This is a genomic window from Nocardioides koreensis (assembly GCF_039531775.1).
Classification (GTDB): Bacteria; Actinomycetota; Actinomycetes; order Propionibacteriales; family Nocardioidaceae; genus Nocardioides; species Nocardioides koreensis.
The window spans coordinates 459033-484390 of the sequence record NZ_BAAAQR010000001.1 but is presented as its reverse complement, the minus strand read 5'-3'; the positions used below and the strand labels follow the sequence as shown (position 1 = coordinate 484390).

Annotated in this window: 23 protein-coding genes; 14 read left to right on the top strand and 9 right to left on the bottom strand. The window is 73.7% G+C overall.

Annotated elements, in window-relative coordinates; all coding sequences use genetic code 11:
* Nucleotides 1-14 precede the first annotated feature (14 nt).
* The 3 genes from ABD268_RS02295 to ABD268_RS02285 form a co-directional block, all read right to left on the bottom strand.
* The gene (locus ABD268_RS02295; protein ID WP_344146945.1) at nt 15-956 is read right to left on the bottom strand and encodes a DMT family transporter; all 942 of its coding nucleotides are present in this window, start codon (nt 954-956) and stop codon (nt 15-17) included.
* A gap of 177 nt (nt 957-1133) precedes the next feature.
* On the bottom strand, nt 1134-1814 hold the full coding sequence (locus ABD268_RS02290; RefSeq protein WP_344146943.1) for a response regulator: 681 nt from the start codon (nt 1812-1814) through the stop codon (nt 1134-1136).
* Nucleotides 1811-2941, bottom strand: coding sequence for a sensor histidine kinase (locus tag ABD268_RS02285; protein ID WP_344146940.1), 1131 nt, complete (start codon nt 2939-2941; stop codon nt 1811-1813). Before ABD268_RS02285 ends, ABD268_RS02290 begins: the two co-directional genes overlap by 4 nt.
* A gap of 120 nt (nt 2942-3061) precedes the next feature.
* Between ABD268_RS02285 and phoU the strand changes: the two genes are divergently transcribed.
* The gene (gene phoU, locus ABD268_RS02280) at nt 3062-3718 is read left to right on the top strand and encodes a phosphate signaling complex protein PhoU (RefSeq protein WP_344146937.1); all 657 of its coding nucleotides are present in this window, start codon (nt 3062-3064) and stop codon (nt 3716-3718) included.
* Between the two features lie 253 nt (nt 3719-3971).
* Here phoU and ABD268_RS02275 read toward each other — a convergent pair whose 3' ends face one another.
* The 3 genes from ABD268_RS02275 to ABD268_RS02265 form a co-directional block, all read right to left on the bottom strand.
* The gene (locus ABD268_RS02275; protein ID WP_344146935.1) at nt 3972-4715 is read right to left on the bottom strand and encodes a phosphoglyceromutase; all 744 of its coding nucleotides are present in this window, start codon (nt 4713-4715) and stop codon (nt 3972-3974) included.
* 2 nt (nt 4716-4717) lie between these two features.
* Nucleotides 4718-5308, bottom strand: coding sequence for a hypothetical protein (locus ABD268_RS02270; RefSeq protein ID WP_344146932.1), 591 nt, complete (start codon nt 5306-5308; stop codon nt 4718-4720).
* Nucleotides 5309-5466: 158 nt separating this feature from the next.
* A complete protein-coding gene (locus ABD268_RS02265) occupies nt 5467-6390 on the bottom strand; it encodes a UbiA prenyltransferase family protein (protein ID WP_344146930.1) in 924 nt (307 codons plus the stop codon).
* 200 nt (nt 6391-6590) lie between these two features.
* Between ABD268_RS02265 and ABD268_RS02260 the strand changes: the two genes are divergently transcribed.
* Together ABD268_RS02260 and ABD268_RS02255 are read left to right on the top strand one after the other, a co-directional pair.
* Nucleotides 6591-7076 (top strand): CarD family transcriptional regulator, encoded by a 486-nt coding sequence (locus tag ABD268_RS02260; protein ID WP_125037520.1) that lies wholly within the window; start codon nt 6591-6593, stop codon nt 7074-7076.
* A gap of 109 nt (nt 7077-7185) precedes the next feature.
* Complete coding sequence (locus tag ABD268_RS02255; RefSeq protein WP_344146923.1) at nt 7186-7755, top strand: 2-C-methyl-D-erythritol 4-phosphate cytidylyltransferase; 570 nt, start codon at nt 7186-7188, stop codon at nt 7753-7755.
* 29 nt (nt 7756-7784) lie between these two features.
* On the opposite strand, the gene ABD268_RS02250 is transcribed toward ABD268_RS02255, so the two are convergent.
* Nucleotides 7785-8486 (bottom strand): IspD/TarI family cytidylyltransferase, encoded by a 702-nt coding sequence (locus ABD268_RS02250; protein ID WP_344146920.1) that lies wholly within the window; start codon nt 8484-8486, stop codon nt 7785-7787.
* Between the two features lie 281 nt (nt 8487-8767).
* On the opposite strand from ABD268_RS02250, the gene ABD268_RS02245 reads away from it, so the two are divergent.
* The 7 genes from ABD268_RS02245 (at nt 8768) to ABD268_RS02215 (ending at nt 18633) form a co-directional block, all read left to right on the top strand.
* Nucleotides 8768-10198: an MFS transporter gene (locus ABD268_RS02245; protein WP_344146917.1), complete on the top strand. Its 1431-nt coding sequence runs from the start codon at nt 8768-8770 to the stop codon at nt 10196-10198.
* A gap of 28 nt (nt 10199-10226) precedes the next feature.
* A complete protein-coding gene (locus ABD268_RS02240) occupies nt 10227-12410 on the top strand; it encodes a molybdopterin oxidoreductase family protein (protein WP_344146914.1) in 2184 nt (727 codons plus the stop codon).
* A complete protein-coding gene (locus tag ABD268_RS02235; protein WP_344146911.1) occupies nt 12407-13876 on the top strand; it encodes an FAD-dependent oxidoreductase in 1470 nt (489 codons plus the stop codon). Before ABD268_RS02240 ends, ABD268_RS02235 begins: the two co-directional genes overlap by 4 nt.
* A gap of 62 nt (nt 13877-13938) precedes the next feature.
* On the top strand, nt 13939-16467 hold the full coding sequence (gene nirB / locus ABD268_RS02230; protein ID WP_344146908.1) for a nitrite reductase large subunit NirB: 2529 nt from the start codon (nt 13939-13941) through the stop codon (nt 16465-16467).
* Complete coding sequence (gene nirD / locus ABD268_RS02225; protein ID WP_344146905.1) at nt 16464-16838, top strand: nitrite reductase small subunit NirD; 375 nt, start codon at nt 16464-16466, stop codon at nt 16836-16838. Before nirB ends, nirD begins: the two co-directional genes overlap by 4 nt.
* A complete protein-coding gene (locus ABD268_RS02220) occupies nt 16835-17947 on the top strand; it encodes a uroporphyrinogen-III synthase (RefSeq protein ID WP_344146902.1) in 1113 nt (370 codons plus the stop codon). The genes nirD and ABD268_RS02220 overlap by 4 nt, the downstream gene beginning before the upstream one ends.
* Nucleotides 17944-18633 carry a sirohydrochlorin chelatase gene (locus ABD268_RS02215; protein ID WP_344146899.1) on the top strand — a complete coding sequence of 230 codons (690 nt, stop codon included), beginning with the start codon at nt 17944-17946 and terminating at the stop codon, nt 18631-18633. The genes ABD268_RS02220 and ABD268_RS02215 overlap by 4 nt, the downstream gene beginning before the upstream one ends.
* A gap of 53 nt (nt 18634-18686) precedes the next feature.
* On the opposite strand, the gene ispF is transcribed toward ABD268_RS02215, so the two are convergent.
* A complete protein-coding gene (ispF, locus tag ABD268_RS02210; RefSeq protein WP_344146896.1) occupies nt 18687-19178 on the bottom strand; it encodes a 2-C-methyl-D-erythritol 2,4-cyclodiphosphate synthase in 492 nt (163 codons plus the stop codon).
* A 32-nt stretch (nt 19179-19210) separates the two neighbouring features.
* Between ispF and ABD268_RS02205 the strand changes: the two genes are divergently transcribed.
* Nucleotides 19211-20782: a molybdopterin-dependent oxidoreductase gene (locus ABD268_RS02205; RefSeq protein ID WP_344146893.1), complete on the top strand. Its 1572-nt coding sequence runs from the start codon at nt 19211-19213 to the stop codon at nt 20780-20782.
* Nucleotides 20779-21549, top strand: a complete 771-nt coding sequence (locus ABD268_RS02200; protein WP_344146890.1) for an SDR family NAD(P)-dependent oxidoreductase — start codon at nt 20779-20781, stop codon at nt 21547-21549. The genes ABD268_RS02205 and ABD268_RS02200 overlap by 4 nt, the downstream gene beginning before the upstream one ends.
* Before the next feature lie 45 nt (nt 21550-21594).
* Here ABD268_RS02200 and ABD268_RS02195 read toward each other — a convergent pair whose 3' ends face one another.
* Nucleotides 21595-22848, bottom strand: coding sequence for a C39 family peptidase (locus tag ABD268_RS02195; protein ID WP_344146887.1), 1254 nt, complete (start codon nt 22846-22848; stop codon nt 21595-21597).
* 94 nt (nt 22849-22942) lie between these two features.
* Here ABD268_RS02195 and cysS point away from each other — a divergent pair, with 94 nt between their 5' ends.
* Nucleotides 22943-24370 carry a cysteine--tRNA ligase gene (gene cysS, locus ABD268_RS02190; protein ID WP_425573660.1) on the top strand — a complete coding sequence of 476 codons (1428 nt, stop codon included), beginning with the start codon at nt 22943-22945 and terminating at the stop codon, nt 24368-24370.
* Complete coding sequence (gene rlmB, locus ABD268_RS02185) at nt 24371-25321, top strand: 23S rRNA (guanosine(2251)-2'-O)-methyltransferase RlmB (RefSeq protein WP_344146881.1); 951 nt, start codon at nt 24371-24373, stop codon at nt 25319-25321.
* Nucleotides 25322-25358 lie beyond the last annotated feature (37 nt).

Genomic DNA, 25358 nt, shown 5'->3' with positions numbered 1-25358 from the left:
CAGCATGGCAGCCGTCACGTGACCGGTGCGGGCTCCTGCGCGATCGTCCGCGGCTTGCGTCGCGCCACGGCGACGCCGACCAGGGCGAGCGCGCCCCCGGCGTACGCCATCGCGGGCGGTGCCTCGCCGAGGAACAGCAGCCCCATCACGATGGTCAGCGGGGGCACCAGGTAGGTGGTCACGCCCAGGCTGCTGGCGTTCATGTGGGTGAGCGCGAAGGCGTACGTCGTGAACGCGATGGCCGTGGGGAACACCCCGAGGTAGACCACCCAAGCGATCGAGGACGCGGGCGCGTCGGCGGTCTCGCGGACCAGGTCGCCGAGGAACGGCAGGCAGGCGATCGCGCCGACGGTGCAGGCCAGCCAGACCACGTGGACGGCCTGGAGCCGGGACATCAGCGGCTTCTGCAGGATCACGCTGACCGAGTAGACGACCGCGCTGACCACGCAGAGCACGACCCCGAGGACGTCCCGGTTGCCACCCGGGGAGGTCGACAGGCCGATCAGCGCCACCCCGCCGAAGGCCAGCGCGAGACCGACCGCGAGGTAGATCGTGAACCGCTCGGAGAGGAACAGCGCGGCCAGCAGCGCGATCAGCACCGGCGAGACCTGGATCAGCATCGCGGCGGTGCCGGCGTCGACGCGGCGTTCGCCCTCGTTGAGGGCCACGTTGTAGACGCCGAACCAGAGCACGCCGATGATCACCAGCGAGAGCAGGTCGCGCCGGCTCGGCCGCGGCAGGCCCCGGCCCAGCGCCACCACCCCGAGGCACAGCGCGCCGACCAGCAGCCGGCCCAGCGACAGCGCGCCGGGGGAGAAGTCGTGACCGAGGTGGCGGATCGCGACGAACGCCGAGGCCCACAGCAGCAGCGTCACCGCCACGGCGGCGACCGGCAGCCAGGTGGGCGGGGTCGGCGCCCCGGTGCGTGCGGGGGCGGTGGTCGTCGTACTGGTCACCGGCCCAGCCTAGGAAGCGCCACCGACAGCTGACACGCGGTTTCCGGACGTCGTTGCGTGAGATCCGGCCAGTCTGCTCGGCCGGGGCACCCGTCGGGGGAAACAGGCACTTGTCAGGTGGTCTACCCCCTGACAAGTGCCACTTTCACCGGTCAGCCCGGTGAAAGTGCCCGCCCCTCACAGGTCCAGCTTGTAGCCCAGCCCCCGCACGGTGACGAGGTACTTCGGCTCGCCCGGGTCCGGCTCCAGCTTGGCGCGCAGCCGCTTCACGTGCACGTCGAGGGTCTTGGTGTCGCCGACGTAGTCCGAGCCCCAGACCCGGTCGATCAGCTGCCCGCGGGTGAGCACCCGGCCGGGGTTGCGCAGGAACATCTCCAGCAGCTCGAACTCCTTGAGCGGCAGCCGCTGCTCCTGGCCATCCACGGTCACCACGTGCCGCTCGACGTCCATCCGGACCGGGCCGGCCTCGAGCGTCGGCGGCTCGAGGTCGGCGTCCACGGCGCCGCGGCGGAGCACCGCGCGGATGCGGGCGACCAGCTCGCGGGGGGAGTACGGCTTGGTGACGTAGTCGTCGGCGCCGAGCTCGAGGCCGACCACCTTGTCGACCTCGTCGTCCTTCGCGCTCACCATGATCACCGGCACGCTCGAGGTCTGCCGGATCTGGCGGCACACCTCGGTGCCGGGGATGCCGGGCAGCATCAGGTCGAGCAGCACGATGTCCGCGCCGTTGCGGTCGAACTCGGTGAGGGCGTCGTTGCCGGTGGCGGCGATCGCCACCTCGAAGCCCTCCTTGCGCAGCATGTACGCGAGAGCCTCGCTGTAGCTCTCTTCGTCCTCCACGACGAGTACGCGGGTCACCGGCCTGCCTCCTGGTTCCTGCGGGGGAGCGTCAGGGTGAATGTAGAGCCCTGGCCCTCCACCGACCACACTCGGACGTCGCCACCGTGGGTGGCGGCGACGTGCTTGACGATCGAGAGGCCGAGCCCGGTGCCGCCGGTGGACCGGTGGCGGGCCGGGTCGACCCGGTAGAAACGCTCGAAGATCCGGTCGATCTCGCGCTCGGGGATGCCGATGCCCTGGTCGACCACGGAGATCTCCACGTTGCCCTCGTCGGCCTTCGTGGTGACCAGGACGGTGGAGTCGCTGTCGGAGTAGGAGACGGCGTTCGCCACCAGGTTCGCGACCGCCGCGGTGACCTGCTCCTCGCTGCCGAACACCTCGAGGCCGGTCACCCCGCCGGTGACGATGGAGATCCGCTTGGAGTCCGCGTCGATCGCGGAGGTGTCGACGGCCACGGCGATCACGTCGTCGACCGAGACCGGCATCGGCGCCTCGAGCGGGTCGTCGCCCTGGAGCCGGGACAGCTCGATCACCTGCTGCACCAGCCGGGAGAGCCGGTCGCTCTCGGTGAGCATCCGCCCGGCGAACCGCTTGACCGCCTCGGGATCCTCGGCGGCGTCGTTGACCGCCTCGGCCAGCAGCCGGATCGCGCCCACCGGGGTCTTCAGCTCGTGGCTCACGTTGGCCACGAAGTCGCGGCGTACCGCCTCCACCCGGCGTTCCCGGGTGCGGTCCTCCACCAGAGCGAGGACCAGCCGCGAGCCGAGCGGGGCGACCCGGGCGGTGACGTGCCGGGCGGGCAGCCCGTGCCGCGACATCAGGATCTCGGTCTCGCGGATCTGCCCGTCGCGGCGGACCTGGCGGACCAGGTCGGCGAGCTCCTCGGAGGACAGGGAGGTGCCGCGCACCAGGCCGAGGGCGTACGCCGGGGCGCTGGCCTTCAGGACCGTCTCGGTGTCGTCCACGACGACGGCGCTGCTGCGCAGCACGGACAGGACGGTGGCCACACCCGGGGGGAGAACGGGCTCCTCCACGGGGGCCGCGTGGTGCTGCTGCCGGTCGCTGACGTGCCACGCGAGCACGGCGCCGCCGGCGACGATCGCCCCGATGATCGCAGCCAGAAATGCCTGCGTCGTCGGATCCACGGCACCAGAGTACGCAGGCATTCACCCGGCGTTGGCCCAGCGGGCGCGGGCTTCGCAACGTTCACCGCGCGTTCATGCTCCGGCCCCGGCTCGTCACCTGCTGCACCTAGGCTCTCTCCTATGCGTGACGTTTTCCATGAAGAGCTCGACTCCGTTTTCGACGACCTCAGCGGCATCGCCGGCCGGGTGGAGGACGCCGTACGCCTGGCGACGTCCGCGCTGCTCACCGGCGACGCCGAGACCGCCGAGCGGGTGATCAGCGCCGACGTCGACATCGACCGCGCCCGCGAGCGGGTCGAGGACAAGGCGTTCTCTCTGCTGTCGCTGCAGCAGCCGGTCGCCGGCGACCTGCGCACGATCGTCGCGGCGCTGCGGATGGTGAGCGAGCTCGAGCGGATGGGTGACCTGTCGGTGCACGTCGCCAAGATCGCACGGCTCCGCACCCCGCACGTCGCCGTCCCGGAGGAGGTGCGCCCCACCATGTCGCGGATGGCCGAGGTCGCCGAGGACATGGTCGCGCAGCTGCTGCAGATCATCACCGGGCGCGACGTCGAGGCGGCCATCGAGCTCGGCCGCGACGACGAGGAGATGGACCAGCTGCGGCGCACGTCGTTCACCGAGCTGCTCTCCGACGACTGGAGCCACGGCGTCGAGGCGGCCGTCGACATCGCCCTGCTGGGCCGCTACTACGAGCGAATCGCCGACCACGCGGTGTCGGTGGCCAACCGGGTGGTCTTCGTGGTCACCGGGCAGAACCCGCGCGCGGTCGACGTCTGAGCTCTTTCGTTGGGGTAGTCCGGCACGTTCCGGCTGTTGGAAACGCTGTTCTCACAGCCGGAACGTGCCGGACTACCCCGCGGTGGCGGCTCGCTGAGCCCGCGGAGCGAGCGTGCTCGTGCCTGGCCAGCCGGATCTCGGCGCGCCCGTCGCGACCTCGTTCCTCGGTCGCGGGGCTTGCTCGATCTCGCTGAGCCCACGGAGCGAGCTCGTTCCTCGCCCGCTCCTGCCCAGCGACCTCGCTCGCTCCTGCTCAGCGACCCTGGTTGGCCACGGCGGCGGCGGCAGCGGCGGCGGCCTCGGGGTCGAGGTACTCGCCGCCGGGGACCGTCGGGCGCAGGTCGCCGTCGAGGCGGTAGACCAGCGGCATGCCGGTGGGGATGTTCAGCCCGGCGATGTCCTCGTCGCTGATCTGGTCGAGGTGCTTCACGATCGCGCGCAGGCTGTTGCCGTGCGCGGCGACCAGCACGGTCTTCCCGTCCCGCAGGTCGGGCACGATGCCGGACTCCCAGTAGGGCAGCATCCGCGCGATGACGTCCTTGAGGCACTCGGTCCGGGGCATCTCGTCGCCGAGGTCGGCGTACCGCGGGTCGCCCACCTGGGAGAACTCGCTGTCGTCCTCGAGCGGGGGCGGCGGCACGTCGAAGCTGCGGCGCCACAGCATGAACTGCTCCTCGCCGTACTGCTCCAACGTCTGCTTCTTGTCCTTGCCCTGCAGGGCGCCGTAGTGGCGCTCGTTGAGCCGCCACGAGCGCCGCACCGGGATCCAGTGCCGGTCGGCGGCGTCCAGCGCGAGCCCGGCGGTGTTGATCGCGCGGCGCTGGAGGGAGGTGTGCACGACATCGGGGAGCAGGTCCGCCTCGCGCATCTGCTCGCCGCCTCGGACGGCCTCGGCCTCGCCCTTCTCGGTGAGGGCCACGTCGACCCAGCCGGTGAACAGGTTCTTGGCGTTCCAGTCGCTCTCGCCGTGGCGGAGCAGGACGAGGGTGTGCGTCATGGTCACTCCGAGGCGGAAGCGGACGGGGACTCCGACGGCGACTCCGTGGAGCTCTCCGACGGCGTCTCGGAGGGGGACTCGGTGGGCGAGGCGCTGGAGGAGTCGAGGCCGGCGTAGTCACCGGAGTCGTCCGGGACGACCGGCACCTTCATCTCGACCCGCTCGCCGTCGCCGAAGGTCACGGTGACCGGCACGAAGTTGCCCGCGGTGAACGTGCCCGAGACCGGGATGCCCCCGTCGGTGGCGAGGTTGACCAGGCCGCCCTCGTCGATCTTGATCGGCGAGAACGACTCGGCCTGGATGGTGTTGCCGCCCGCGCCGGCCAGCGACTCGACGGTGGCCTTCTCCTCGGTGCTGTTGTTGGTGAAGGTGGCGATGAAGGTGCCCGAGTCGTCCTGCCCGGACACGATCACGGCGCCGAGCACGTCGACCGAGGCGTCGCGGTTGTTGACCCCCGACGCGGGCGTGTAGACCCGGTCGGTCGCGTAGTTGAACCCGCACGCCGTCAGCAGCGGGGTGGCGAGCACGAGGCCACCCAGGGACAGCGCCACGGAACGGCGGAGCGTGCGGCGGGAGTTGCGTCGCAGGTGCATTCTCAAGGCCTTCGCAGGTCATCGGCGGCCGGCTGTCGGCGGCGCCGGTACGGCGGTGTGCGGTGCACGGTTCGCGCACAGCCTAGCGGTCGTGGACGGGACCCCCGGGGCCGGTCACCGGGGGGTTCCCGCGCCCGTGCCGGGCGCGCCGCCGGTCGCTACTGGTCGAGGCCGACCAGGCTGCCGGTGACCAGCAGCCCGGCCAGGACCAGCCCGGTCCACACCAGCGAGATCACCAGCAGCCTGGTCGCCCCGGTCCGCAGCGCGACTCGCAGCGGCAGGCTCCGCCAGCCGTCCTCGTGGTCGGCCACCAGCCCGGGCAGGGAGCGCAGGAAGTGGGCGCCGACGCCGAGCAGGGCGGCCAGCACGGTGATCGAGATCTCCGGCGGGTTGCCGGTCGCGTCGCCGCCCCACCCGCCGTACGACAGGAACGCGGGGAACAGGGCGTACGACGCAGCCCACGGCAGCCAGGAGAGCAGCCCGCGGCGGAGCACCACGTTGCCGAGCAGCCCGATCACCAGCGCGATCAGGTAGGCGCTGCCGGCGGTGACGCCGTTGTTGACCGAGAGCGGGACGACGAGCAGCACGCCGCAGATGAGCGAGAACCACACCGTGCCGGGGTCGAGGAGACCCTGCGCCACCGGCTTGCCCGCGGTGTCGTGGCGCAGGTCGCGGGCACGGTCGACGAGGTCGTTGTGCCAGCCGAGCACCGCCTGCCCGACCAGCACCGTCGCGACGACCAGGCCGATCTCACGGAGCGGACGGCCGTCCAGGGCGGCGGCGATACCCAGCCCGGCCGCGGTCAGCAGCGCCTGCCGCGGGTGGGCGGCGCGCAGCAGCTGGAACGGCCAGGCGCTGGTCAGCGATCGGCGCCGGGCGCGGCGGGGTGCCCGGCGCTGGGGTGCGGCGGGGGTCGGGTCGGTGCTCTCCGGCTGCGCGGCCGGCTGTGGGGCCGGCGGCCCACCGGTGGCCGGCGCGTCCCCGGCCGGCGCGGCGGGCGAGCCCGCCGCGGGCTCCGGGGTGGGCCCGGAGCCGTCCCCGGGCCTGGCCCCCCTGGTGCGGGCGCGCTTGATGATGGCCATGCCCGGAAGTATCGGGCACCGGGGCGATCGGCGGCGGTATTCGACCCTCCCGGGGTGGCCGAGCCCCGCCCTGCGGACGCCGCCCACCACACCACTGGTGGATCTGTCAAGCCCGCATTGTGGCTCTGACCTGCACAAACGCCGAAGGAGCTCCTTCGAAGACGTGTTAGACTAGTCACCTAGGAAGGGGTACTTGACACATGACTTTCACCGTCGGCGAAACGGTTGTTTACCCGAATCACGGAGCCGCAGTCATCGAGGACATCGAGATGCGGACGATCAAGGGGGAGGACCGGCAGTACCTCGTTCTGCGGATCGTCGCCCAGCAGGACCTCGTCGTACGAGTTCCGGCCTGCAACCTCGACCTGGTCGGGGTTCGCGACGTCGTTGACAAGGAGGGTCTCGACCGCGTGTTCGACGTCCTCCGCGCCGCGCACGTCGAGGAACCGACCAACTGGTCGCGTCGCTACAAGGCGAACCTCGAGAAGCTGCACAGCGGCGACGTCATGAAGGTCGCGGAGGTGGTCCGTGACCTGTGGCGCCGCGAGCGGGACCGCGGCCTGTCGGCCGGCGAGAAGCGGATGCTCGCCAAGGCGCGCCAGATCCTCGTCTCGGAGCTGGCCCTGGCCGAGCACACCAACGAGGACAAGGCCGAGGCCATCCTCGACGAGGTCCTCGCCTCCTGAACCACACCGACGAGCCCCCGGGATCATCCCGGGGGCTCGTCGCATTTCCGGGGTCCTCGGCGAGGGTGCCCTGCCGGGGCGGCGGCGGACGTCATACGTTGTGGGCGCCATGAGTCACGATTCGTACGACGTCCCGGAGCCGCCGCCCGCACTCGGGTCGGTGGTGGAGGAGGGCCGGGGCTCCCTGCCGTTCACCCTGATCCATGGTGAGGCCCTGGTGGCCTGCGCGTCCTGGGCGCTCGGCGACGCGGGGGTGACCCCGGTCGACCTCGGCACCGAGTGGGCCGGCCTGGTCGACTCCGGGGAGCCGGTCGTGCTGCACGACGCGCTCTGCCCGATGACGCCCGCCCCGTTCATCGCCGGCTGCCTGGCCACCGCGGTCGAGCGCGACGTCGTCGTGGTCGGCTGCCGCCCGGTCACCGACACCGTGAAGTCGGTCGCGGACCACCTCGTGGGCGAGACGGTGGACCGGAGCACGCTGGTCTCGGTCACCTCGCCGGTGGTCCTGCCGGCCGCGGTCGTGGCCGCCCTCGACGGCCTGCCGTCCCTGGACTTCGCCACCCTGGTCGCCGCCCTGCGTGAGCGCTTCCCCGTCGAGCTCGTCGAGGCCCCGCCCGCCGGCCGCCGGGTGGCCTCGGAGGAGGACGTGCGGGTGCTGGAGGCGCTCACCGCGGGATAGTCCGTCACGTTCTGGCTGTGAATCAGGCCTCAGCGCCAGCCAGAACGTGACGGACTATCCCCCGACAGCCGATCGGCGAGCGCGATGTCCTCGGGGAAGGTGATCTTCAGGTTCCGGGGGGTGCTGGGGACGGCGGCGATCTCGAGGTGGGCGTACCGCTCGAGACAGGCGGCGGTGTCGGTGCCCTCGAAGCCCTCCTCGTCGGCCCGGCGGTAGGCGGCCAGCAGGTCGCGGGCCCGGAACGCCTGGGGGGTCTGCACCCCGGCCAGCTCGCCGGGGACGGCGGTAGCGGACGCGGTGAGCAGCTGCGGGAGCGGTACGACGGGGATCGCGCCGCCGTGCGCACGGGCCGCGCCGATGGTCTCCTCGAAGAGGGCCGCGCCGGCCAGCGGGCGGGCGCCGTCGTGGATGGCCACCACATCGACCGCGCCGGCCTCGATCTCGGCGGCGAGCAGCCGCAGCGCGCTCCACTCCGAGGCGTGCCGGCTGGCCCCGCCGGGGACGACGTGCACCTCCCGGTCGCCGAGGTGCGGCGTGACCGCCGCGGCCACGGCCTCCTCCTCGCCGGGCCGCACGACCAGCACCACCCGGCGTACGTCGGGGACGGCGAGGGCGGCGCGGACCGACCAGGCCAGCACCGGGGCGTCCCCGAGCGGCAGCAGGACCTTGTTGACCTCGGCGCCGACCCGGCTGCCCGAGCCGGCGGCGAGGATCACGACGGCGGCGGGCATGCCCGGATTCTACGAACCGTCAGCAGGTCGCCGGCGCCGACCGGCCCGGGCGCCCTCGTTCGCCGGACCGTGCAGCGCCGTGCGGTCGGGCCGGTTGTGAGGCCGTGAGGACAAGTTGACGCCGGCGAGACCGCGGGGCGCTGGCGGCGAAACCTCGGCTCCCGAGAGTGGTCTCGACAAGCTCGACCACCGAGTGACCGCCCACCACCGAGTGACCGCCCACCACCAAGTGACAACCCACCACCGAGTGACCGCTCGACCACCGATCACAGGAGCACCGCATGTCCGTGACCGACACCCCGGCAGCCACCGGGCACCGCACCGGCCGCTGGATCGACGACTGGCGTCCCGAGGACCCCGAGTTCTGGGAGGCCGGCGGCAAGCGGGTCGCCCGGCGGAACCTGACCTGGTCGATCCTCGCCGAGCACCTCGGCTTCTCCGTCTGGCTGTTCTGGAGCGTGAGCGCGGCGCTCCTGGCGGGGATGGGGTTCGAGTTCTCGGTCTCGCAGCTGTTCTTCCTGGTCGCGGTGCCGAACCTCGTCGGCTCGCTGCTGCGGCTGCCGTACACGTTCGCGGTCCCGAGGTTCGGCGGCCGGAACTGGACCGTGGTCAGCGCGTTGCTGCTGCTCGTGCCGACGCTGCTCTTCGCGGTCGCGGTGCAGCACCCGGGCACGCCGTACTGGGTCTTCGTGCTGATCTCCGCCACCGCCGGCGTCGGCGGCGGCAACTTCGCCTCCTCGATGGCGAACATCAACTTCTTCTACCCGGCCCGGCGCAAGGGGCTCGCGCTCGGGCTGAACGCGGCCGGCGGCAACATCGGCGTGGCGGTGCTGCAGCTGGGCCTGCCGATCGTGGTCGGCGGCGCCGGGCTCTTCGGCCTGGTCGCGGCCGGCACCGGCGGCCTCCACCTCGAGCGCGCCGGCTACCTGTACGCCGGCCTGGCCGTGGTCGCGGCCCTGATGGCGTTCTGCTTCATGGACAACCTGTCCGCGGCCCGCTCCAACGCCCGCGACGTGGCCGCGGTGGTCAGGCACCGGCACACCTGGGTGATCTCGCTGCTCTACATCGGCACCTTCGGCTCGTTCATCGGCTACTCCGCCGCGCTGCCGCTGCTGATCAAGCTGGAGTTCTTCGTGCCCACGCCGCTGCCCGCCGGCACCGGCATCAACTTCGCCCACTTCGCCTTCCTCGGCGCCCTGGTCGGCTCCCTCACCCGGCCGTTCGGGGGCTGGCTCGCCGACAAGTACGGCGGCGCCCGGGTCACCCTGGCCACCTTCGCCGCGATGATCCTCGGCACCCTGGCCGTGCTGGCCGCGCTCGCCCGGCTGGCCCCGAACCCGACACTGGACCCGGCGATCGCCACCGAGAACCAGGCGGTCTTCCCGTGGTTCCTCGTCGCGTTCCTGTTCGTGTTCGCCGCGACCGGGATCGGCAACGGCTCGGTCTTCCGGATGATCCCGGTGATCTGGAAGCGGGACACCCGGCAGTCCTCCGCGGTCATCGGCATTGCCTCCGCGGTCGGCGCGGTCGGCGGCTTCCTGATCCCGCTGGCCTTCGGGGCGCCGTGGATCGACGACCCGGTCGAGGCGGTGCGCACCTCGTTCGCGGTCTTCACCCTCTTCTACGTGCTGTGCCTGGTGGTCACCTGGGGCGCCTACGTCCGCAGGGCCTCCGTGGCCCGGGTGGCCGGCCTGGCCGACGCCCGGATCTGACCCTCGCCCCGAGCCCCGAGGAGCACCCATGACCGAGACCCACTGCCCCTACTGCTCGCTGCAGTGCGGCCTGCGGCTGCAGGGCCGCCGGACGCCGGAGGTCTCGGCGTGGGAGGAGTTCCCGGTCAACGAGGGCGCACTGTGCCGCAAGGGCTGGAACGCCGCCGGCCTGGTCGGGCACCGCGAGCGCCTCACCACGCCGCTGCTGCGCGACCGCGCGACGGGCGAGCTGCGGCCGGGCTCGTGGGACGAGGCGCTCGACCTGGTCGCGGACCGGCTGCGGGGGCTGCGCGCCGAGCACGGGCCGGACTCGGTCGCGGTCTTCGGCGGCGGCGGGCTGACCAACGAGAAGGCCTACCAGCTGGGCAAGTTCGCCAGGGTCGCGCTGGCGACCAGCCAGATCGACTACAACGGCCGCTGGTGCATGTCCTCGGCCGCCACCGCCGGGACCCGCGCGTTCGGCCTGGACCGGGGGCTGCCGTTCCCGCTGGCCGACGTCGAGCAGGCCGACGTGGTGGTCCTGGTCGGCTCCAACCTGGCCGAGACCATGCCGCCGGCCGCCCGGCACCTCGACCGGCTGCGCGAGCGCGGCGGGCAGGTCGTCGTGGTCGACCCGCGGCGCACCCCGACCGCTGACCGGGCCGACCTGCTGGTCCAGCCGGTCCCCGGCACCGACCTCGCCCTCGCGCTGGGGGTCCTGCACCTGCTGGTCGCCGGCGGGCACGTCGACAACGCGTACGTCGCCGCCCGGACCACCGGCTTCGAGGAGGTACGCCGGGCGGTCGCCGCCTGGTGGCCCGAGCGGGTGGAGCGGGTCACCGGCGTGCCGGTCGAGGAGCTGCGCGCGCTCGTCCGGCTGCTCGCGGACGCCGGCAGGGTCATGGTGCTCACCGCCCGCGGCGCCGAGCAGCACAGCCAGGGCACCGACACGGTGCTGGCCTGGATCAACGTCGCGCTCGCGCTCGGCCAGTGCGGCACGCCGTACGGCGGCTACGGCTGCCTCACCGGGCAGGGCAACGGCCAGGGCGGCCGCGAGCACGGCCAGAAGGCCGACCAGCTGCCCGGCTACCGGATGATCGACGACCCGGCCGCGCGCGAGCACATCGCCGGGGTCTGGGGGGTGCCCCCGGAGTCGCTGCCCGGCAGGGGACGCTCGGCGTACGAGCTGCTCGACGCGCTCGGCACCGACGCGGGCCCGAAGGCGCTGCTGGTCCTCGGCAGCAACGTCGTCGTCTCCGCCCCCAACGCCAGCCACGTCACGCGCCGGCTGGAGGCGCTCGACCTGCTCGTGGTCGCCGACCTCGTGCTGTCCGAGACCGCCGCGCTCGCCGACGTGGTGCTGCCGGTGACCCAGTGGGCCGAGGAGACCGGCACCCTGACCAACCTCGAGGGCCGGGTCGTCCTGCGGCAGCGGGCGCTCACCCCGCCGGACGGGGTCCGCAGCGACCTCGACGTGCTCCACGGGCTGGCCGAGCGGCTGGGCTCGCCGGTGCCGTTCGGGACCGACCCGGAGGAGGTGTTCGCCGAGCTGGGCCGGGCCTCGGCGGGCGGGAAGGCCGACTACTCCGGCATCACCTACGACCGGATCCGCGACGAGCAGGGGGTTTTCTGGCCCTGCCCGGCGCCGGCCCACCCGGGGACGCCGCGGATGTTCCTGGACTCCTTCGCCACCCCCGACGGCCGGGCCCGGTTCCACGTGGTCGAGCATCGGGGCGCGGCCGAGCAGCCGTGCGGCGATTTCCCGGTGCACCTGACCACCGGCCGGGTGCTCGCGCAGTACCAGTCCGGCGCCCAGACCCGCCGGGTCCGTGCGCTGCCGGACGACGGGCCGTACGTCGAGCTGCACCCCACGCTCACGCGGCGGATGGGCGTCACCGACGGCGAGCCGGTCCGGGTCAGCACCCGCCGGGGCACCATGACCGCCCCCGCCCGGGTGGTGGCCACGATCCGCCCCGACACCGCGTTCGTGCCGTTCCACTGGGTCGGCGCCAACCGGCTCACCAACGACGCGCTCGACCCCTCCAGCCGGATGCCGGAGTTCAAGGTGTGCGCGGCCGCGGTGGAGGCCGTGGTCTCGACAGGCTCGACCACCGAGGCAGCCCGCTCGACCACCGAGGTGGCCCGCTCGACCACCGAGGCAGCCCGCTCGACCACCGAGGTGGCCCGCTCGACCACCGAGGCAGCCTGCACGTCGGCGGGGGTCCCGGCATGAGGCGGGAACGGCTGGTCGTGGTCGGCAACGGGATGGCCGCCACCCGCCTGGTCGAGGAGCTCCTCGCCCGCGGGTACGACGGCCACGTCACGGTGCTGGGCGACGAGCCGGTGCCGGCGTACAACCGGATCCTGCTGAGCGCCGTCCTCGAGGGCAGCCACCCCCGCGGCGCGATCGAGCTGCGCGGCCCGACGTACGACCCCGAGCGGGTCGAGGTGCGCCTCGGCTGCCGGGTCCTCGAGGTCGACCGGGACCGCCGCGAGGTGATGCTGGTCGACGGGGAGCGACCCGGGCACGAGCGGCTGGGTCACGAGCGGCTGGGCTACGACCGGCTGGTGCTGGCCACCGGCAGCATCCCCACGCTGCCGCCGATCCGCGGGCTGGTCCGGATGGACGGGCAGCTGCACCCGAACGTGCACGCGTTCCGCAGCCTCGCGGACGCCGACCGGCTCGAGACCGCGATCAGGTCTCGACAGGCTCGACCGACGGGGACCAGGGCGGTCGTCGTCGGAGGTGGACTGCTCGGCCTGCAGGTCGCGCGCGCACTGACCGTCCGCGGCCTGGCCACCGAGGTGGTCGAGGGCACCGAGCACCTGCTCTCCCGCCAGGTCGGCGCGCCCGGCGGGCGGATCCTGGCCCGCGACCTGCGCCGCCTCGGCACCGAGGTCTACACCGGCACCCGCGCGGTGCGGCTGACCGACGACGGGTTGGTCCTCGACAACGGCTTCACCCTGGAGACCGACCTGGTCGTCCTCACCGCGGGCGGCCGGCCCTCCACCGCGCTGGCCCGGCGCGCCGGCCTGCTGGTCCGCCGCGGCGTGGTGATCGACGGCCGGCTGGCCTCGGTCACCGACGAGCGCGTCCACGCGATCGGCGACTGCGCCGAGCGGCGCGGGGTCACCACCGGCTTCGTGCCGCCCGCGTGGGAGCAGGCGGCCGCGCTCGCGGCCCTGCTGGCCGGCGGCTCCGAGGAGTACGCCGGGTCGCGCACCGTCGCGCGGCTGCGGGCGACCGGCCTGGACGTCGCCGTGCTCGGCGACCCCGAGCGCACCGACGGCGAGGTGGTCGAGATGACCAACCCGCTGGTCGGCAGCCACCGCCGGCTCGTGGTCCGCGACGGCGTGATCGTCGCCGCGGCGCTGGTGGGCGACCTGTCGCAGGTCGGCCTGATCACCCAGCACTACGACCGGCGCACGGTGCTCGGCCCCCACGAGCCCGGCGAGCTGCTCGCGCCCGAGGGCGCCGGGGCAGCGCCGCCGGCAGACCTCGCCGACGACGTCGAGGTGTGCGCCTGCGCCGGGGTGACGGCGGGCCGGGTCCGGGCGTGTGCCGGGCTGGAGGAGGTCCGGAGCACCACCCGGGCCACCACCGGCTGCGGCGGCTGCGGCCCCGTCGTGCGCCACCTGCTCGAGCCCGCCGCGGCGGGCGTCCGAGCGGCCCCGATCTCAGCATTTCCACGGCTGTAACACGCCGAAACAGCACCTCAACACAGTCGGCCTAGCGTCGACGCACCAGAAGGGACACACCCATGACGCACCTCCGCAGGACGCTGGTCGTGGCCGGGAACGGCATGGTCGGCCACCGCTTCGTGCAGGCCGCCGTCGAGCGCGGGCTCACCGAGACCTACGACGTCGTGGTCGTGGGGGAGGAGCCCCGGCCGGCGTACGACCGGGTCGCGCTCACGTCCTTCTTCGCGGCCGGCAGCGCCGACGAGCTCTCGCTGCTCCCCGAGGGCTCCTACGACGACCCGCGGGTGCGGCTGGTGCTCGGGACCACGGTCACCGGGCTGGACCGGGACGCGCGCACGGTCTCGCTCTCGGACGGCGACGTGCTGGCATACGACGCGCTGGTGCTGGCCACCGGTGCGGCGCCATTCGTGCCGCCGGTCCCCGGGCGCGAGCTGGACGGCTGCTTCGTCTACCGCACCATCGAGGACCTCGAGGCCATCCGGGACGCCTCGATCACGGCGACACGGGGGGTCGTGATCGGGGGCGGGCTGCTGGGCCTGGAGGCGGCCAACGCCCTGGTCCAGCTGGGCCTCGAGACGCACGTGGTCGAGATGGCGCCGCGGCTGATGCCGGTGCAGCTCGACGACGGCGGCGGCGCCGCGCTGGTCCGCCACATCGAGAAGCTCGGGGTCACCGTGCACACCGGCGAGGCGACCCGGGCGATCACCGGCGACGGACGGGTGCAGGCGCTGGAGACCGCGGACGGCGTGATCGACACCGACGTCGTGGTCTTCTCGGCCGGCATCCGGCCGCGCGACCAGCTCGCGCGGGACGCCGGGCTCGAGGTCGCCGAGCGCGGCGGGGTGCTCGTCGACGAGCAGTGCCGCACCTCCGACGCGCGGGTCTTCGCGATCGGGGAGTGCGCGGCGCCGGGGGGTCGGATGTACGGCCTGGTCGCGCCCGGCTACGCCATGGCCGAGGTCGTGGTCGACGCCCTGCTCGACGGCCCGGGGGCCTTCACCGGCGCCGACATGTCCACCAAGCTCAAGCTGCTCGGCGTCGACGTGGCGTCCTTCGGGGACGCCTTCGCCGGCGCCGAGGGCGCGCTGGAGCTGGTCTACGCCGACGCCGTGGCCGGGGTCTACAAGAAGCTCGTCGTCACCGAGGACGGCACCCGGCTGCTGGGCGGGATCCTGGTCGGCGACGCCTCGGCGTACGGCGTGCTCCGGCCGATGGTCGCCAGCGGCATCGCGCTGCCCGCCAACCCCGAGGAGCTGATCCTCCCGGCGCGGGTCTCGACGGGCTCGGCCAACGGACGCGGTGGCGTCGCGATGCCCGACGAGGCGCAGGTCTGCTCCTGCAACGACGTCACCAAGGGCGAGATCCTCGCGGCGGCCGAGCAGGAGACCACGACCCGGGCCGGCAGCACCTGCGGGTCCTGCAAGCCGATGGTCAAGACCCTGATCGAGGACTACTACGCCGGCCAGGGGAAGGTGGTCGACAGGGGCCTGTGCGAGCACTTCGCGCTGACCCGGCAGGAGCTCTTCGACCTCGTCGCCGTGCACGGCTACCGCCGCTTCGACGACCTCGTCGAGGCGCACGGCCGCGGCCGCGGTTGCGACGTCTGCAAGCCGGCGATCGCCAGCATCCTGGCCAGCCAGTTCAACGGCCACGTGCTCTCCGAGGACACCAGCGCCCTGCAGGACACCAACGACGCCTACCTCGCCAACATCCAGCGCAACGGCACCTACTCGGTCGTGCCGCGGATCCCGGGCGGCGAGATCGCCCCGGAGAAGCTGATCGTGATCGGCGAGGTGGCCCGCGACTTCGGGCTCTACACCAAGATCACCGGCGGCCAGCGGATCGACCTGTTCGGGGCCCGGATGGAGGAGCTGCCCGCGATCTGGCGGCGGCTCGTCGACGCCGGCTTCGAGTCCGGGCACGCCTACGGCAAGTCGCTGCGCACGGTGAAGTCGTGCGTCGGCTCGACCTGGTGCCGCTACGGGGTCCAGGACTCCACCGGCCTGGCCATCCGGCTCGAGCTGCGCTACCGGGGCCTGCGCTCGCCGCACAAGCTCAAGGGCGGGGTCTCCGGCTGCGCCCGCGAGTGTGCCGAGGCGCGCGGCAAGGACTTCGGCGTCATCGCCACCGAGAAGGGCTGGAACCTCTACGTCGGCGGCAACGGCGGCGCGAACCCCGCGCACGCGCGGCTGCTCGCCGGCGACCTCGACACCGAGACACTGGTCCGCTACCTGGACCGGTTCCTCATGTACTACGTCCGCACCGCCGACCGGCTGCAGCGCACCGCCGCCTGGATCGACTCCCTCGACGGCGGGCTGGACCGGGTTCGCGAGGTCGTGGTGGACGACTCCCTCGGTCTCGGCGCCGAGCTCGAGGACGCCATGGCCCGCCACGTCGGGTCCTACTTCGACGAGTGGAGGGCCACCGTGGAGGATCCCGACAAGCTGGCCCGGTTCGTGTCCTTCGTGAACGCACCCGGCACCCCCGACCCCAACATCTCCTTCGGGACCGAGCGCGGCCAGATCAGGCCCGAGGTCGCCGGGGAGCCGGTGGTGCTGGGCAGCACCATCCCGGTGGGGGCGCCATGACCTCGGGGGTCGTCCCGCACGCCTGCGGCACCGACGACTGGCAGCCGGTCTGCCGGGTCGCCGAGCTCGAGGTCGAGCGCGGCGCCACCGCGCTGGTGCACGGCCAGGCGATCGCGATCTTCCGCACCCACGACGACACCGTCTACGCGCTGGGCAACCACGACCCGTTCGCCCGGGCCTCGGTGCTGGCGCGGGGCATCGTCGGCACCCGCGGCGACGTCCCGTTCGTGGCCTCCCCGATGCACAAGCACGCCTTCGACCTGCGCAGCGGCAGGTGCCTCGACGACGAGCACGTCTCGGTCCCGGCGTACGACGTCCGCGTGGTCGAGGGCGTGGTGCTGGTCGGGCACCGCAAGTCGGACGCGGCATGACCGGTGCCCTCCCGCTGGACGGGTTCCTCGTCGGGGTGACCGCCGCCCGCAAGGTGGACGAGCAGGTCGCGCTGCTCGAACGCCGGGGGGCCCGGGTCGAGTGGGCGCCGGCGCTGTCGCTGGACCCCAACCACGTGGACGACGAGGAGCTGCGCGCCGCCACCGGCGAGGTGCTGGCCCGTCCCGTCGACATGTTCCTGGCCACGACCGGGGTCGGGATGAAGGCGTGGTTCGACGCGGCCGCGCGCTGGGGGATTCTCGGGGAGCTGGTCGCGGCCGTCGGGGGCGCGGAGATCCTCGCCCGCGGCCCCAAGAGCGTGGGCGCGCTGCGTGCCCAGGGGCTGCGGGAGCTCTGGGCGCCGGAGTCGGAGTGCTTCGAGGACGTGCTGGCGCACCTGCGCGGCCGCGACCTCAGCGGCCTCCGGATCGTCGTCCAGGAGCACGGCCAGTCCCTGTCGATGGTGGCCCACGCGCTGCGCCGCCAGGGGGCGGACGTGACCGTCGTGACGGTCTACCGGGTGGCCGGCGCCGACGACCCCGCGCCGATGTTCCGGATGGTCGACCTGGTGGCCGAGCGCAAGCTGGACGCGGTCACCTTCACCTCCGCGCCCGCCGTCGCCGCGCTGATGGACGCCGCCGGCGTGACCGGCCGTCGCGACGACGTGGCGGCCGCGTTCCAGGCCGACGTGGTCGCGACCTGTGTCGGCCCGGTGACCGCGGCCGCCTTCGAGCTGTGGGGCGTGCCGACGATCCGCCCGGATCGCTCCCGGCTGGCCGCGATGGTCAAGCTGATGGAGACCGAGCTGCCGGCCCGCCGCTGCGGGACCGCGCTGGAGGTGGCCGGCCACCAGCTGCTGCTGCACGGCGACCGGGTCCTGCTCGACGGGGTCGCGGTGCGGCTGTCCCCGGCTCCGCTCGCGGTGCTCCACGCGCTCGCGGTGAACCCGGGCCACGTGGTCTCCCGGCCCGAGCTGCTCGCGGCGCTGCCGAGCGGCCAGGCCGGCTCCGAGCACGCCGTGGAGATGGCGGTCGCCCGGCTGCGGGCCGCGCTCGGCACCCGCCTCGTGCAGACCGTGGTCAAGCGCGGTTACCGGCTGGTGGTCACGTGACGACGCTGGTCACCGTCGCGCACGGCACCCGCCACCCGCCCGGTAACGACGTCGCCCGCGCGCTCACCGCCCGCTGCGCGGAGACGCTCGAGGTGCCGGCGCTGACCTCGTACGTCGAGCTGTGCGCGCCGTCCTTCGGCTCGGTGATGGCCGCGGCGACCGGTCCGTGCGTGGTCGTCCCGCTGCTGCTCTCGACCGGGTTCCACCTGCGCCAGGACCTGCCCGCGGCGGCCGACCGGTCGGCGTACCCGGTCCGCCTGGCGCCCGCGCTCGGCCCGGACCCGGTCCTGGCCGTCGCCCAGGCGGCCCGCCTGGTCGAGGCCGGTGCCCGTCCCGGCCAGCCGGTGGTGATGGTCGCGGCCGGCTCCACGGACCCCGCCGCCGACGCGGACCTGCGGCGCGCCACCGCCCTGCTCGCCGAGATGTGGGCCGGCCCGGTCGACCTGGCCACGCTCTCGGGGCGCGGGCCCCGTCCGGCCGAGGTCGTACGCCGCGGGGTCGCCGTGTCGCCGTACCTCCTCGCGCCCGGGCACTTCTCCCGCCGCGCCCGGGACGAGTCGCGGGCCGCCGGCGCGCGGGTCGTCGCCGACGTGATCGGCGCACACCCGCTCGTGGCGGACCTGATCGCCTGCCGCTTCATCGCCCACTCCGACCAGGGAGTCGAGTCGGCGCGAAGTCCGGCGTGAATCGGGTCGAGTCGGCGCAAAGTGCGACGAGTTTGCGCCGACTCGACGGCTGTTCAGGCGGAGGGGGCGATGAGCGCGGTCGCGATCGCGGCGACGCCCTCGCCGCGGCCGGTGAGGCCCAGCCCGTCGGTGGTGGTGGCCGACACCGAGACCGGTGCGCCGACGGCCTCCGAGAGGGCCTGCTCGGCCTCGGCCTTGCGCGGGCCGAGGCGCGGGCTGTTGCCGATCACCTGCACGGCGACGTTGCCGATCTCGAAGCCCGCGTCGCGCACCCGGCGGGCGGTCTCGGCGAGCAGCGCCGACCCGGCCGCGCCGGCCCACGCGGGGTCCGACGTACCGAAGTTGGCGCCGAGGTCGCCGAGCCCGGCGGCCGACAGCAGCGCGTCGCAGGCCGCATGGGCGGCGACGTCGGCGTCGGAGTGGCCCTCGAGGCCCCGGGGCTCGTCGGGCCAGGCGAGACCGGCCAGGTGCATGGGGACCCCGTCGACCAGGCGGTGGACGTCGGTACCGATGCCGACGCGAACGGTAAGGGGGCTGTAAGGCACGACCAGATCATGCCTGAGCCACAATCGACACCGTGAGGACGTACCGCGGAGCCTGGTCGACGGCCGGTCTGGTCGCGGGCTTCGCCGGCCTCGCCACCAGCTACTTCGTGGCGATGGCGATGACCATCCGTGACTCGCCGGTCGTCGCGGTGGCCGAGCAGACCATCCGGCTCACGCCCGGCCCGGTGGCCGAGAAGGCGATCTCGGTCCTGGGCCACCACGACAAGACCGTCCTGGTGGCGGTGATCCTGGTGCTGGTCGGGCTGCTGTTCGCCTGGGCGGGCCAGCTGGCTGCGCGGGCCTGGTGGGCGCCGCTGTTCGTCTTCGTGCCGCTTGCGGTGCTGGGCGGGGCGGCGGCCTCGGCGCAGCGCGGGGCCTCGGGGCTCGACGTCCTGCCCGTGGCGGTGGGCTTCGTGACCTGGCTGATCTGCCTCTCGCTGCTGACCGAGCCGCTGCGCCGGGCGGCCCTGGCGGACCCGGTGGCCGCGTCGCCGGATCCGGTGGACCCGGTCGGCAGGCGGCCGACGGTGGCGGTCCGGTCCCGGCGGTCGTTCCTGCTCCGCGGTGCCGCGATCGCGGCCGCGGCGGCGGCGCTCGGTGCGGCGGGCCGGGTCGTGGGCCGCGGCCGCCGGCACGTCGAGGAGACCAGGCGGCTGCTCAGGCTGCCCGGGGTGAACTCCCCGGTGGTCCCGACCCGGGCGCGGGTCGGCCTCGACGGGATCTCACCCTGGATGACGCCGGCCGACGAGTTCTACAAGATCGACACCACCATCGTGGCGCCCGCGATCGAGCCGGTCGACTGGCAGCTGCGCATCCACGGGATGGTCGACCGCGAGCTCGTGGTCAGCTACCAGGACCTGCTGGACCGGCGGCTCACCGAGGGCTGGGTCACCCTCAACTGCGTGTCCAACCCGGTCGGCGGCCCGCTGATCGGCAACGCCTGGTGGAGCGGCGTACGCCTGGCCGACCTGCTGCGCGAGGCGGGGGTCCACCCCGACGCGGACGCGCTCAAGCAGACCTCCGACGACGGGTGGACCTGCGGCACCCCGCTGTCGGCGCTCACCGACAACCAGCACGCGATGCTCGCGCTCGCGATGAACGGCGAGCCGCTGCCGATCGACCACGGCTTCCCGGTTCGCACCATCGTGCCGGGCCTGTACGGGTACGTTTCTGCCTGCAAGTGGGTGGTGGACATCGAGGTCACGCAGTTCTCGCAGTTCTCGGCCTACTGGACCGAGCGAGGCTGGGGGGAGCGCGGTCCGGTGAAGCTGTCCTCACGCATCGACGTACCGGCATCGGGGGGCGAGTTGAGCGCGGGAACGGCACGGATCGGCGGGGTGGCCTGGGCCCAGCACGTCGGCATCGAGGCGGTGGAGGTCGCCCTGGACGGCGGTGACTGGCAGCCGGCGGAGATCTCGCACCCGCCCACCGACGACACCTGGGTCCAGTGGGCGGCGTCGGTGGACGTCGCCCCGGGCGACCACGTGGTGCGGGTCCGCGCCACCGACAAGCACGGGCTCGTCCAGACCGGCGTGGAGCGCGAGGTGCTCCCCGACGGCGCCACCGGCTGGCACACCGTCGACTTCTCGGCGTCCGCGTCGTGAGCGACTTCGCGGGCCGCTCCGGGGCCGCGCTCGTGGTGGGCGGCAGCGGAGGGCTCGGGCTCGCGGTCGTGCGGATGCTGGCCCGGCGCGGCTCGCACGTGGCGCTCACCTACCGGTCCCGTCCGGAGGCGGGTGAGAGCGCCGCCGCCTCGGCTCGCGAGTGGGGCGTCAAGGCCTCGGCGTACGAGCTCGACCTGACCGGCGACGAGGCCGCCGCCGACGTGGTCACCGCGGTCTCGGAGGAGTACGGCGGCCTGCACACGCTGGTCTACGCGGCCGGGCCGCACGTGCCGTTGGTCCACCTCTCCTCGGTGGCGCCCTCCACGATGGCCGCGCAGCTCGCCGCCGACGCGGGCGGCTTCTTCAACGTCGTCCAGCCGGCGCTGCCCCACCTGCGGCACACCCAGGGGTCGGTCGTGGCGGTCACCACCGCCGCCACCGCCCGCTACCCGTCCCGCGACGGGCTCTCGTCGGCCCCGAAGGCGGCCGTGGAGGCGCTGGTCCGAGCGCTGGCGGCCGAGGAGGGCCGGTTCGGCGTGCGGGTCAACGCCGTCGGCCCCGGCATGCTCACCGACGGCATGGCCGCCCGCCTGATCTCCTCGGGCGACCTGTCGCCCGACGCCCTCGACGCGGCCCGGCGCGCCATCCCGATGCGCCGCTTCGGCAACGCCAGCGACGTCGCCGAGGCGGTCTGCTTCCTCGCCTCGGACCGGGCCGGGTTCATCTCGGGCCAGAAGCTGGACGTCGACGGCGGCTACGGGGTGTGAGGGGCGGGCACTTTCCCGGCTGACCGGGGAAAGTGCCCGGCCCCCTCACCAGTTCGTGTGCGCACCCCCGGGCAGCGGGTGCGCGTCGTCGCGGATGACGTAGACCAGGCCGCCGGACCGGGGCAGCCAGGCGTTCTCGAACTGCCCGCGGTCATAGGTACGCCGGACCCCGGCGCGGGTGGGGGCGGCCGGGTCGTTGACGACCACGTCGCCGTTGGCGCGGAAGCCCACGATCACCACCAGGTGCCCGTTCGAGGCCGAGATCGGGGCGCCGGACAGCTCGCCGCTGCCGAACGAGATCGACGCGACCAGCGGGATCCCCGCGGCCACGAACAGCTCCGCCTCGCGCAGCGACCGCAGCCGGGTCACGAAGGCGTGGCCGGCCAGCGGCGCGGCGTACGCCGTGTTGAACGGCCAGTTCCCGGTGCCCTGGTAGGCCGCGTCGTACGTCGACCGCGCGGCCTCGTCGACCCACGGGTCGGTGTGCCCGGACGGCACCCAGGCGTACGTCGAGGCGGCCGGCAGTGCGCCGTAGTAGCCGAGCACCATCGACGTCGAGGTCGGCGAGCACCACGCCTCCCCGCCGCCGCCCCAGCGCGGGTAGTGCCCGCGGTGCACCATCTGGGAGTAGCGCGGCACGTGCAGGACCACGCCCCGGGCGACCCCCGGGCGCGACGCGGTGACCGGCCCCGCGGGCAGCCGCGAGGCCATCGCGCCGATCGCGTCGACCGAGGGGCCGGCGGAGGTCGCGCCGGTGCGGCGCATCAGCGCCACCCGCAGCCGGTACGACGTTAGCCCGGCCGGCTGCGACGCCACCCAGGTGTCCACGTTCACCGACGCGAGGTCGTCGGACTGGCCGGAGACCGTCGTACGCCGGGTGAACGCGTCGCCGGACGTCCAGCGCCCGAGCACGTCCCACGAGGACCGGCTGCCGTCGGCGGCCCGCCCACGCACCGCGACCTCGATCCAGCTGTCGCCGGGAGTGGTCGCCGACCACGACGAGACCAGCTGGGTGAGCCCGAAGCCGGGGGAGGTCCACGGCGAGACCCACCGCCCGGCGTCGTACTGCCGGCCGGCGTAGGTCCGGTGCGCGGCCGGCGCGTCCAGCACCAGACGCTGGTGGGCCACCGCCACGCCGCGCGAGCTCCCGCGGCGGAGCTCCGCGGCGGTGTCCCACTGGGTGTGGGCGATCGGCCGCGCGACGGCACGGTGCGGGACGTCGGAGGAGGCCGGGGCGGCCACGGCCAGCGCGGGGAGGGTCACGCAGGTCGCCAGCAGGGAGAGGAGCGGCTTTCGCACCCGTCCACGATAGGCGGCGAAGCCACTTCCGTCCCACGAGTCACAGGATCCGGCGATGCGGGGCGACATGCGCCGCACCTCTAGAATCAGCCGGGTGACCTTCAGGCTGTACGACACCGCGACCCGCGAAGTCCGTGACTTCGTTCCCCTCGAGGAGGGGAAGGCGGGTCTCTACGTGTGTGGCCTGACCGTGCAGAGCGAGCCGCACGTCGGCCACGTCCGCTCCGGGGTCAACTTCGACGTCCTCCAGCGCTGGCTGCGCCACAGCGGCTTCGACGTGACGTTCATCCGCAACATCACCGACATCGACGACAAGATCCTGCTCAAGGCCGCCGAGCAGGGCCGGCCCTGGTACAACCTCGCCTACCAGATGCACCGCGAGCTGGACCGGGCCTACGCCGCGCTCAACGTCGCGCCGCCGACCTACGAGCCGGCCGCCACCGGCCACGTCCCGGAGATGGTCGAGCTGATCGGCGCGCTCATCGCCAAGGGTCACGCGTACGCCGCCGAGGACGGCTCCGGCGACGTCTACTTCGACGTGCGCTCCTGGCCGCAGTACGGCGAGCTGACCCACCAGCGCATCGACGACATGGAGGCCGCGGAGGACGCCGACCCGCGCGGCAAGCGTGACCCGCGCGACTTCGCCCTGTGGAAGGGGCAGAAGTTGCGGACCGAGCCCGACACGGCGGCGTGGTCGAGCCCATGGGGCAAGGGACGCCCCGGCTGGCACATCGAGTGCTCCGCGATGGCCGGCAAGTACCTCGGCACGGCCTTCGACATCCACGGCGGCGGCGTCGACCTGCGCTTCCCCCACCACGAGAACGAGCAGGCCCAGTCCCGCGCGGCCGGGCACCCGTTCGCGTCGTACTGGATGCACAACGCCTGGATCACCACCGCCGGCGAGAAGATGAGCAAGTCGCTCGGCAACTCCCTCACGATCCCGGCCGTGCTCACGAGGTTCCGCGGCATCGAGCTGCGCTACTACCTCGTCGCCGCGCACTACCGCAGCCACGTCGAGTTCAGCTTCGAGGCGCTCGAGGAGGCGGCCGTCGGGTTCCGCCGGATCGAGGGCTTCCTCGAGCGGGCCACCGAGGCCCTCGGCGAGATCCCGGCCGGCGGCATCGCCTGCGCGGAGTTCGTCACCGCGATGGACGACGACCTCGGCACCCCCGCCGCGGTCGCGGCGATCCACGACGTCGTGCGGGAGGGCAACAAGCTGCTCCCCGCCGGCGCCTCGCCCGCGCTGCGCGGCACCGCCGCCGCGGTGCTCGCCATGCTCGACGTCCTCGGCCTCTCGCCGTACGACGCGGCGTGGGCGGGTGCGGCGTCGACCAAGGACACCCAGCTCACCCAGGTCGTCGACGCCCTCGTCGCCGGCCTCCTCGAGCAGCGCGCCGAGGCGCGGGCGAACAAGGACTTCGCCGCCGCCGACGCGATCCGTGACCGGATCAAGGCCGCGGGCATCGAGATCGAGGACACCCCCACCGGACCCAAGTGGTCACTGGAAGCAGGCAAGAAGTAGATGGCTGGCAATTCGCAGCGCAAGGGCGCGATCAAGAAGACCGGCAAGGGCAACCCGACCGCCGGCTCGGGCGGCCGCGTCCGCCGCGGCCTCGAGGGCAAGGGCCCCACGCCCAAGGCCCAGGACCGCCCCAACCACAAGGTCTACAAGCAGCGCCACAAGGTCGACAAGTCCGCCGCGGCCCGGCCCAAGCGACGTACGACGGGCTCCACCGACGCCGAGTGGGTGGCGGGCCGCAACTCGGTCGTCGAGGTGCTCCGCGAGGGCGTGCCCGTGACCGGGATCTACGTCGCCGAGGGTGCCGAGCGGGACGGCCGGCTGCGTGAGGCGTTCAAGCTGGCCGCCGAGCGGGGGCTCAGCCTCGCCGAGGTCAGCCGCACCGAGATGGACCGGCTGACCGGCGGCGCCGTGCACCAGGGCCTCGCGGCGCGGTTGCCGTCCTACGAGTACGCCCACCCCGACGACCTGCTCGACCGGGCCGCCGAGCTCGGTGAGCCGCCGCTGATCGTGGCGCTCGACTCCGTCACCGACCCGCGCAACCTCGGCGCGATCGTCCGCAGCGCCGCCGGCTTCGGCGCGCACGGCGTGCTGATCCCCGAGCGCCGGGCCGCCGGCATGACCGCCGCGGCCTGGAAGACCAGCGCCGGCGCGGCCGCCCGGGTGCCGATCGCGCAGACGGTGAACCTGGTCCGCCAGCTCAAGGCCTACCAGGACGCCGGCTGCATGGTGGTCGGCCTGGCCGCCGACGGCGAGGTGTCGCTGCCCGACCTGGACCTGGCCGACGGGCCGCTGGTGGTCGTGGTCGGCTCCGAGGGCAAGGGCCTGGGCCGCCTGGTCGCCGAGACCTGCGACCAGCTGGTCTCGATCCCGATGGCCAACCAGCTGGAGTCGCTCAACGCCGGCGTCGCCGCGTCGGTGACCCTCTACGCGATCGCGCAAGCCCGCGCCTGACGTGTCCGCCGCGGCTCCCGCGCCCGAGTCCTCGCCC

Bases quoted from the DNA above. Each gene is read 5' to 3' on its own strand.
- phoU (WP_344146937.1), top strand. From the start codon at position 3,062: ATGCGTGACGTTTTCCATGAAGAGCTCGACTCCGTTTTCGACGACCTC.
- ABD268_RS02275 (WP_344146935.1), bottom strand. From the start codon at position 4,715: ATGACGCACACCCTCGTCCTGCTCCGCCACGGCGAGAGCGACTGGAAC.
- ABD268_RS02270 (WP_344146932.1), bottom strand. From the start codon at position 5,308: ATGCACCTGCGACGCAACTCCCGCCGCACGCTCCGCCGTTCCGTGGCG.
- ABD268_RS02265 (WP_344146930.1), bottom strand. From the start codon at position 6,390: ATGGCCATCATCAAGCGCGCCCGCACCAGGGGGGCCAGGCCCGGGGAC.
- ABD268_RS02260 (WP_125037520.1), top strand. From the start codon at position 6,591: ATGACTTTCACCGTCGGCGAAACGGTTGTTTACCCGAATCACGGAGCC.
- ABD268_RS02255 (WP_344146923.1), top strand. From the start codon at position 7,186: ATGAGTCACGATTCGTACGACGTCCCGGAGCCGCCGCCCGCACTCGGG.
- ABD268_RS02250 (WP_344146920.1), bottom strand. From the start codon at position 8,486: ATGCCCGCCGCCGTCGTGATCCTCGCCGCCGGCTCGGGCAGCCGGGTC.
- ABD268_RS02245 (WP_344146917.1), top strand. From the start codon at position 8,768: ATGTCCGTGACCGACACCCCGGCAGCCACCGGGCACCGCACCGGCCGC.
- ABD268_RS02240 (WP_344146914.1), top strand. From the start codon at position 10,227: ATGACCGAGACCCACTGCCCCTACTGCTCGCTGCAGTGCGGCCTGCGG.
- ABD268_RS02235 (WP_344146911.1), top strand. From the start codon at position 12,407: ATGAGGCGGGAACGGCTGGTCGTGGTCGGCAACGGGATGGCCGCCACC.
- nirB (WP_344146908.1), top strand. From the start codon at position 13,939: ATGACGCACCTCCGCAGGACGCTGGTCGTGGCCGGGAACGGCATGGTC.
- nirD (WP_344146905.1), top strand. From the start codon at position 16,464: ATGACCTCGGGGGTCGTCCCGCACGCCTGCGGCACCGACGACTGGCAG.
- ABD268_RS02220 (WP_344146902.1), top strand. From the start codon at position 16,835: ATGACCGGTGCCCTCCCGCTGGACGGGTTCCTCGTCGGGGTGACCGCC.
- rlmB (WP_344146881.1), top strand. From the start codon at position 24,371: ATGGCTGGCAATTCGCAGCGCAAGGGCGCGATCAAGAAGACCGGCAAG.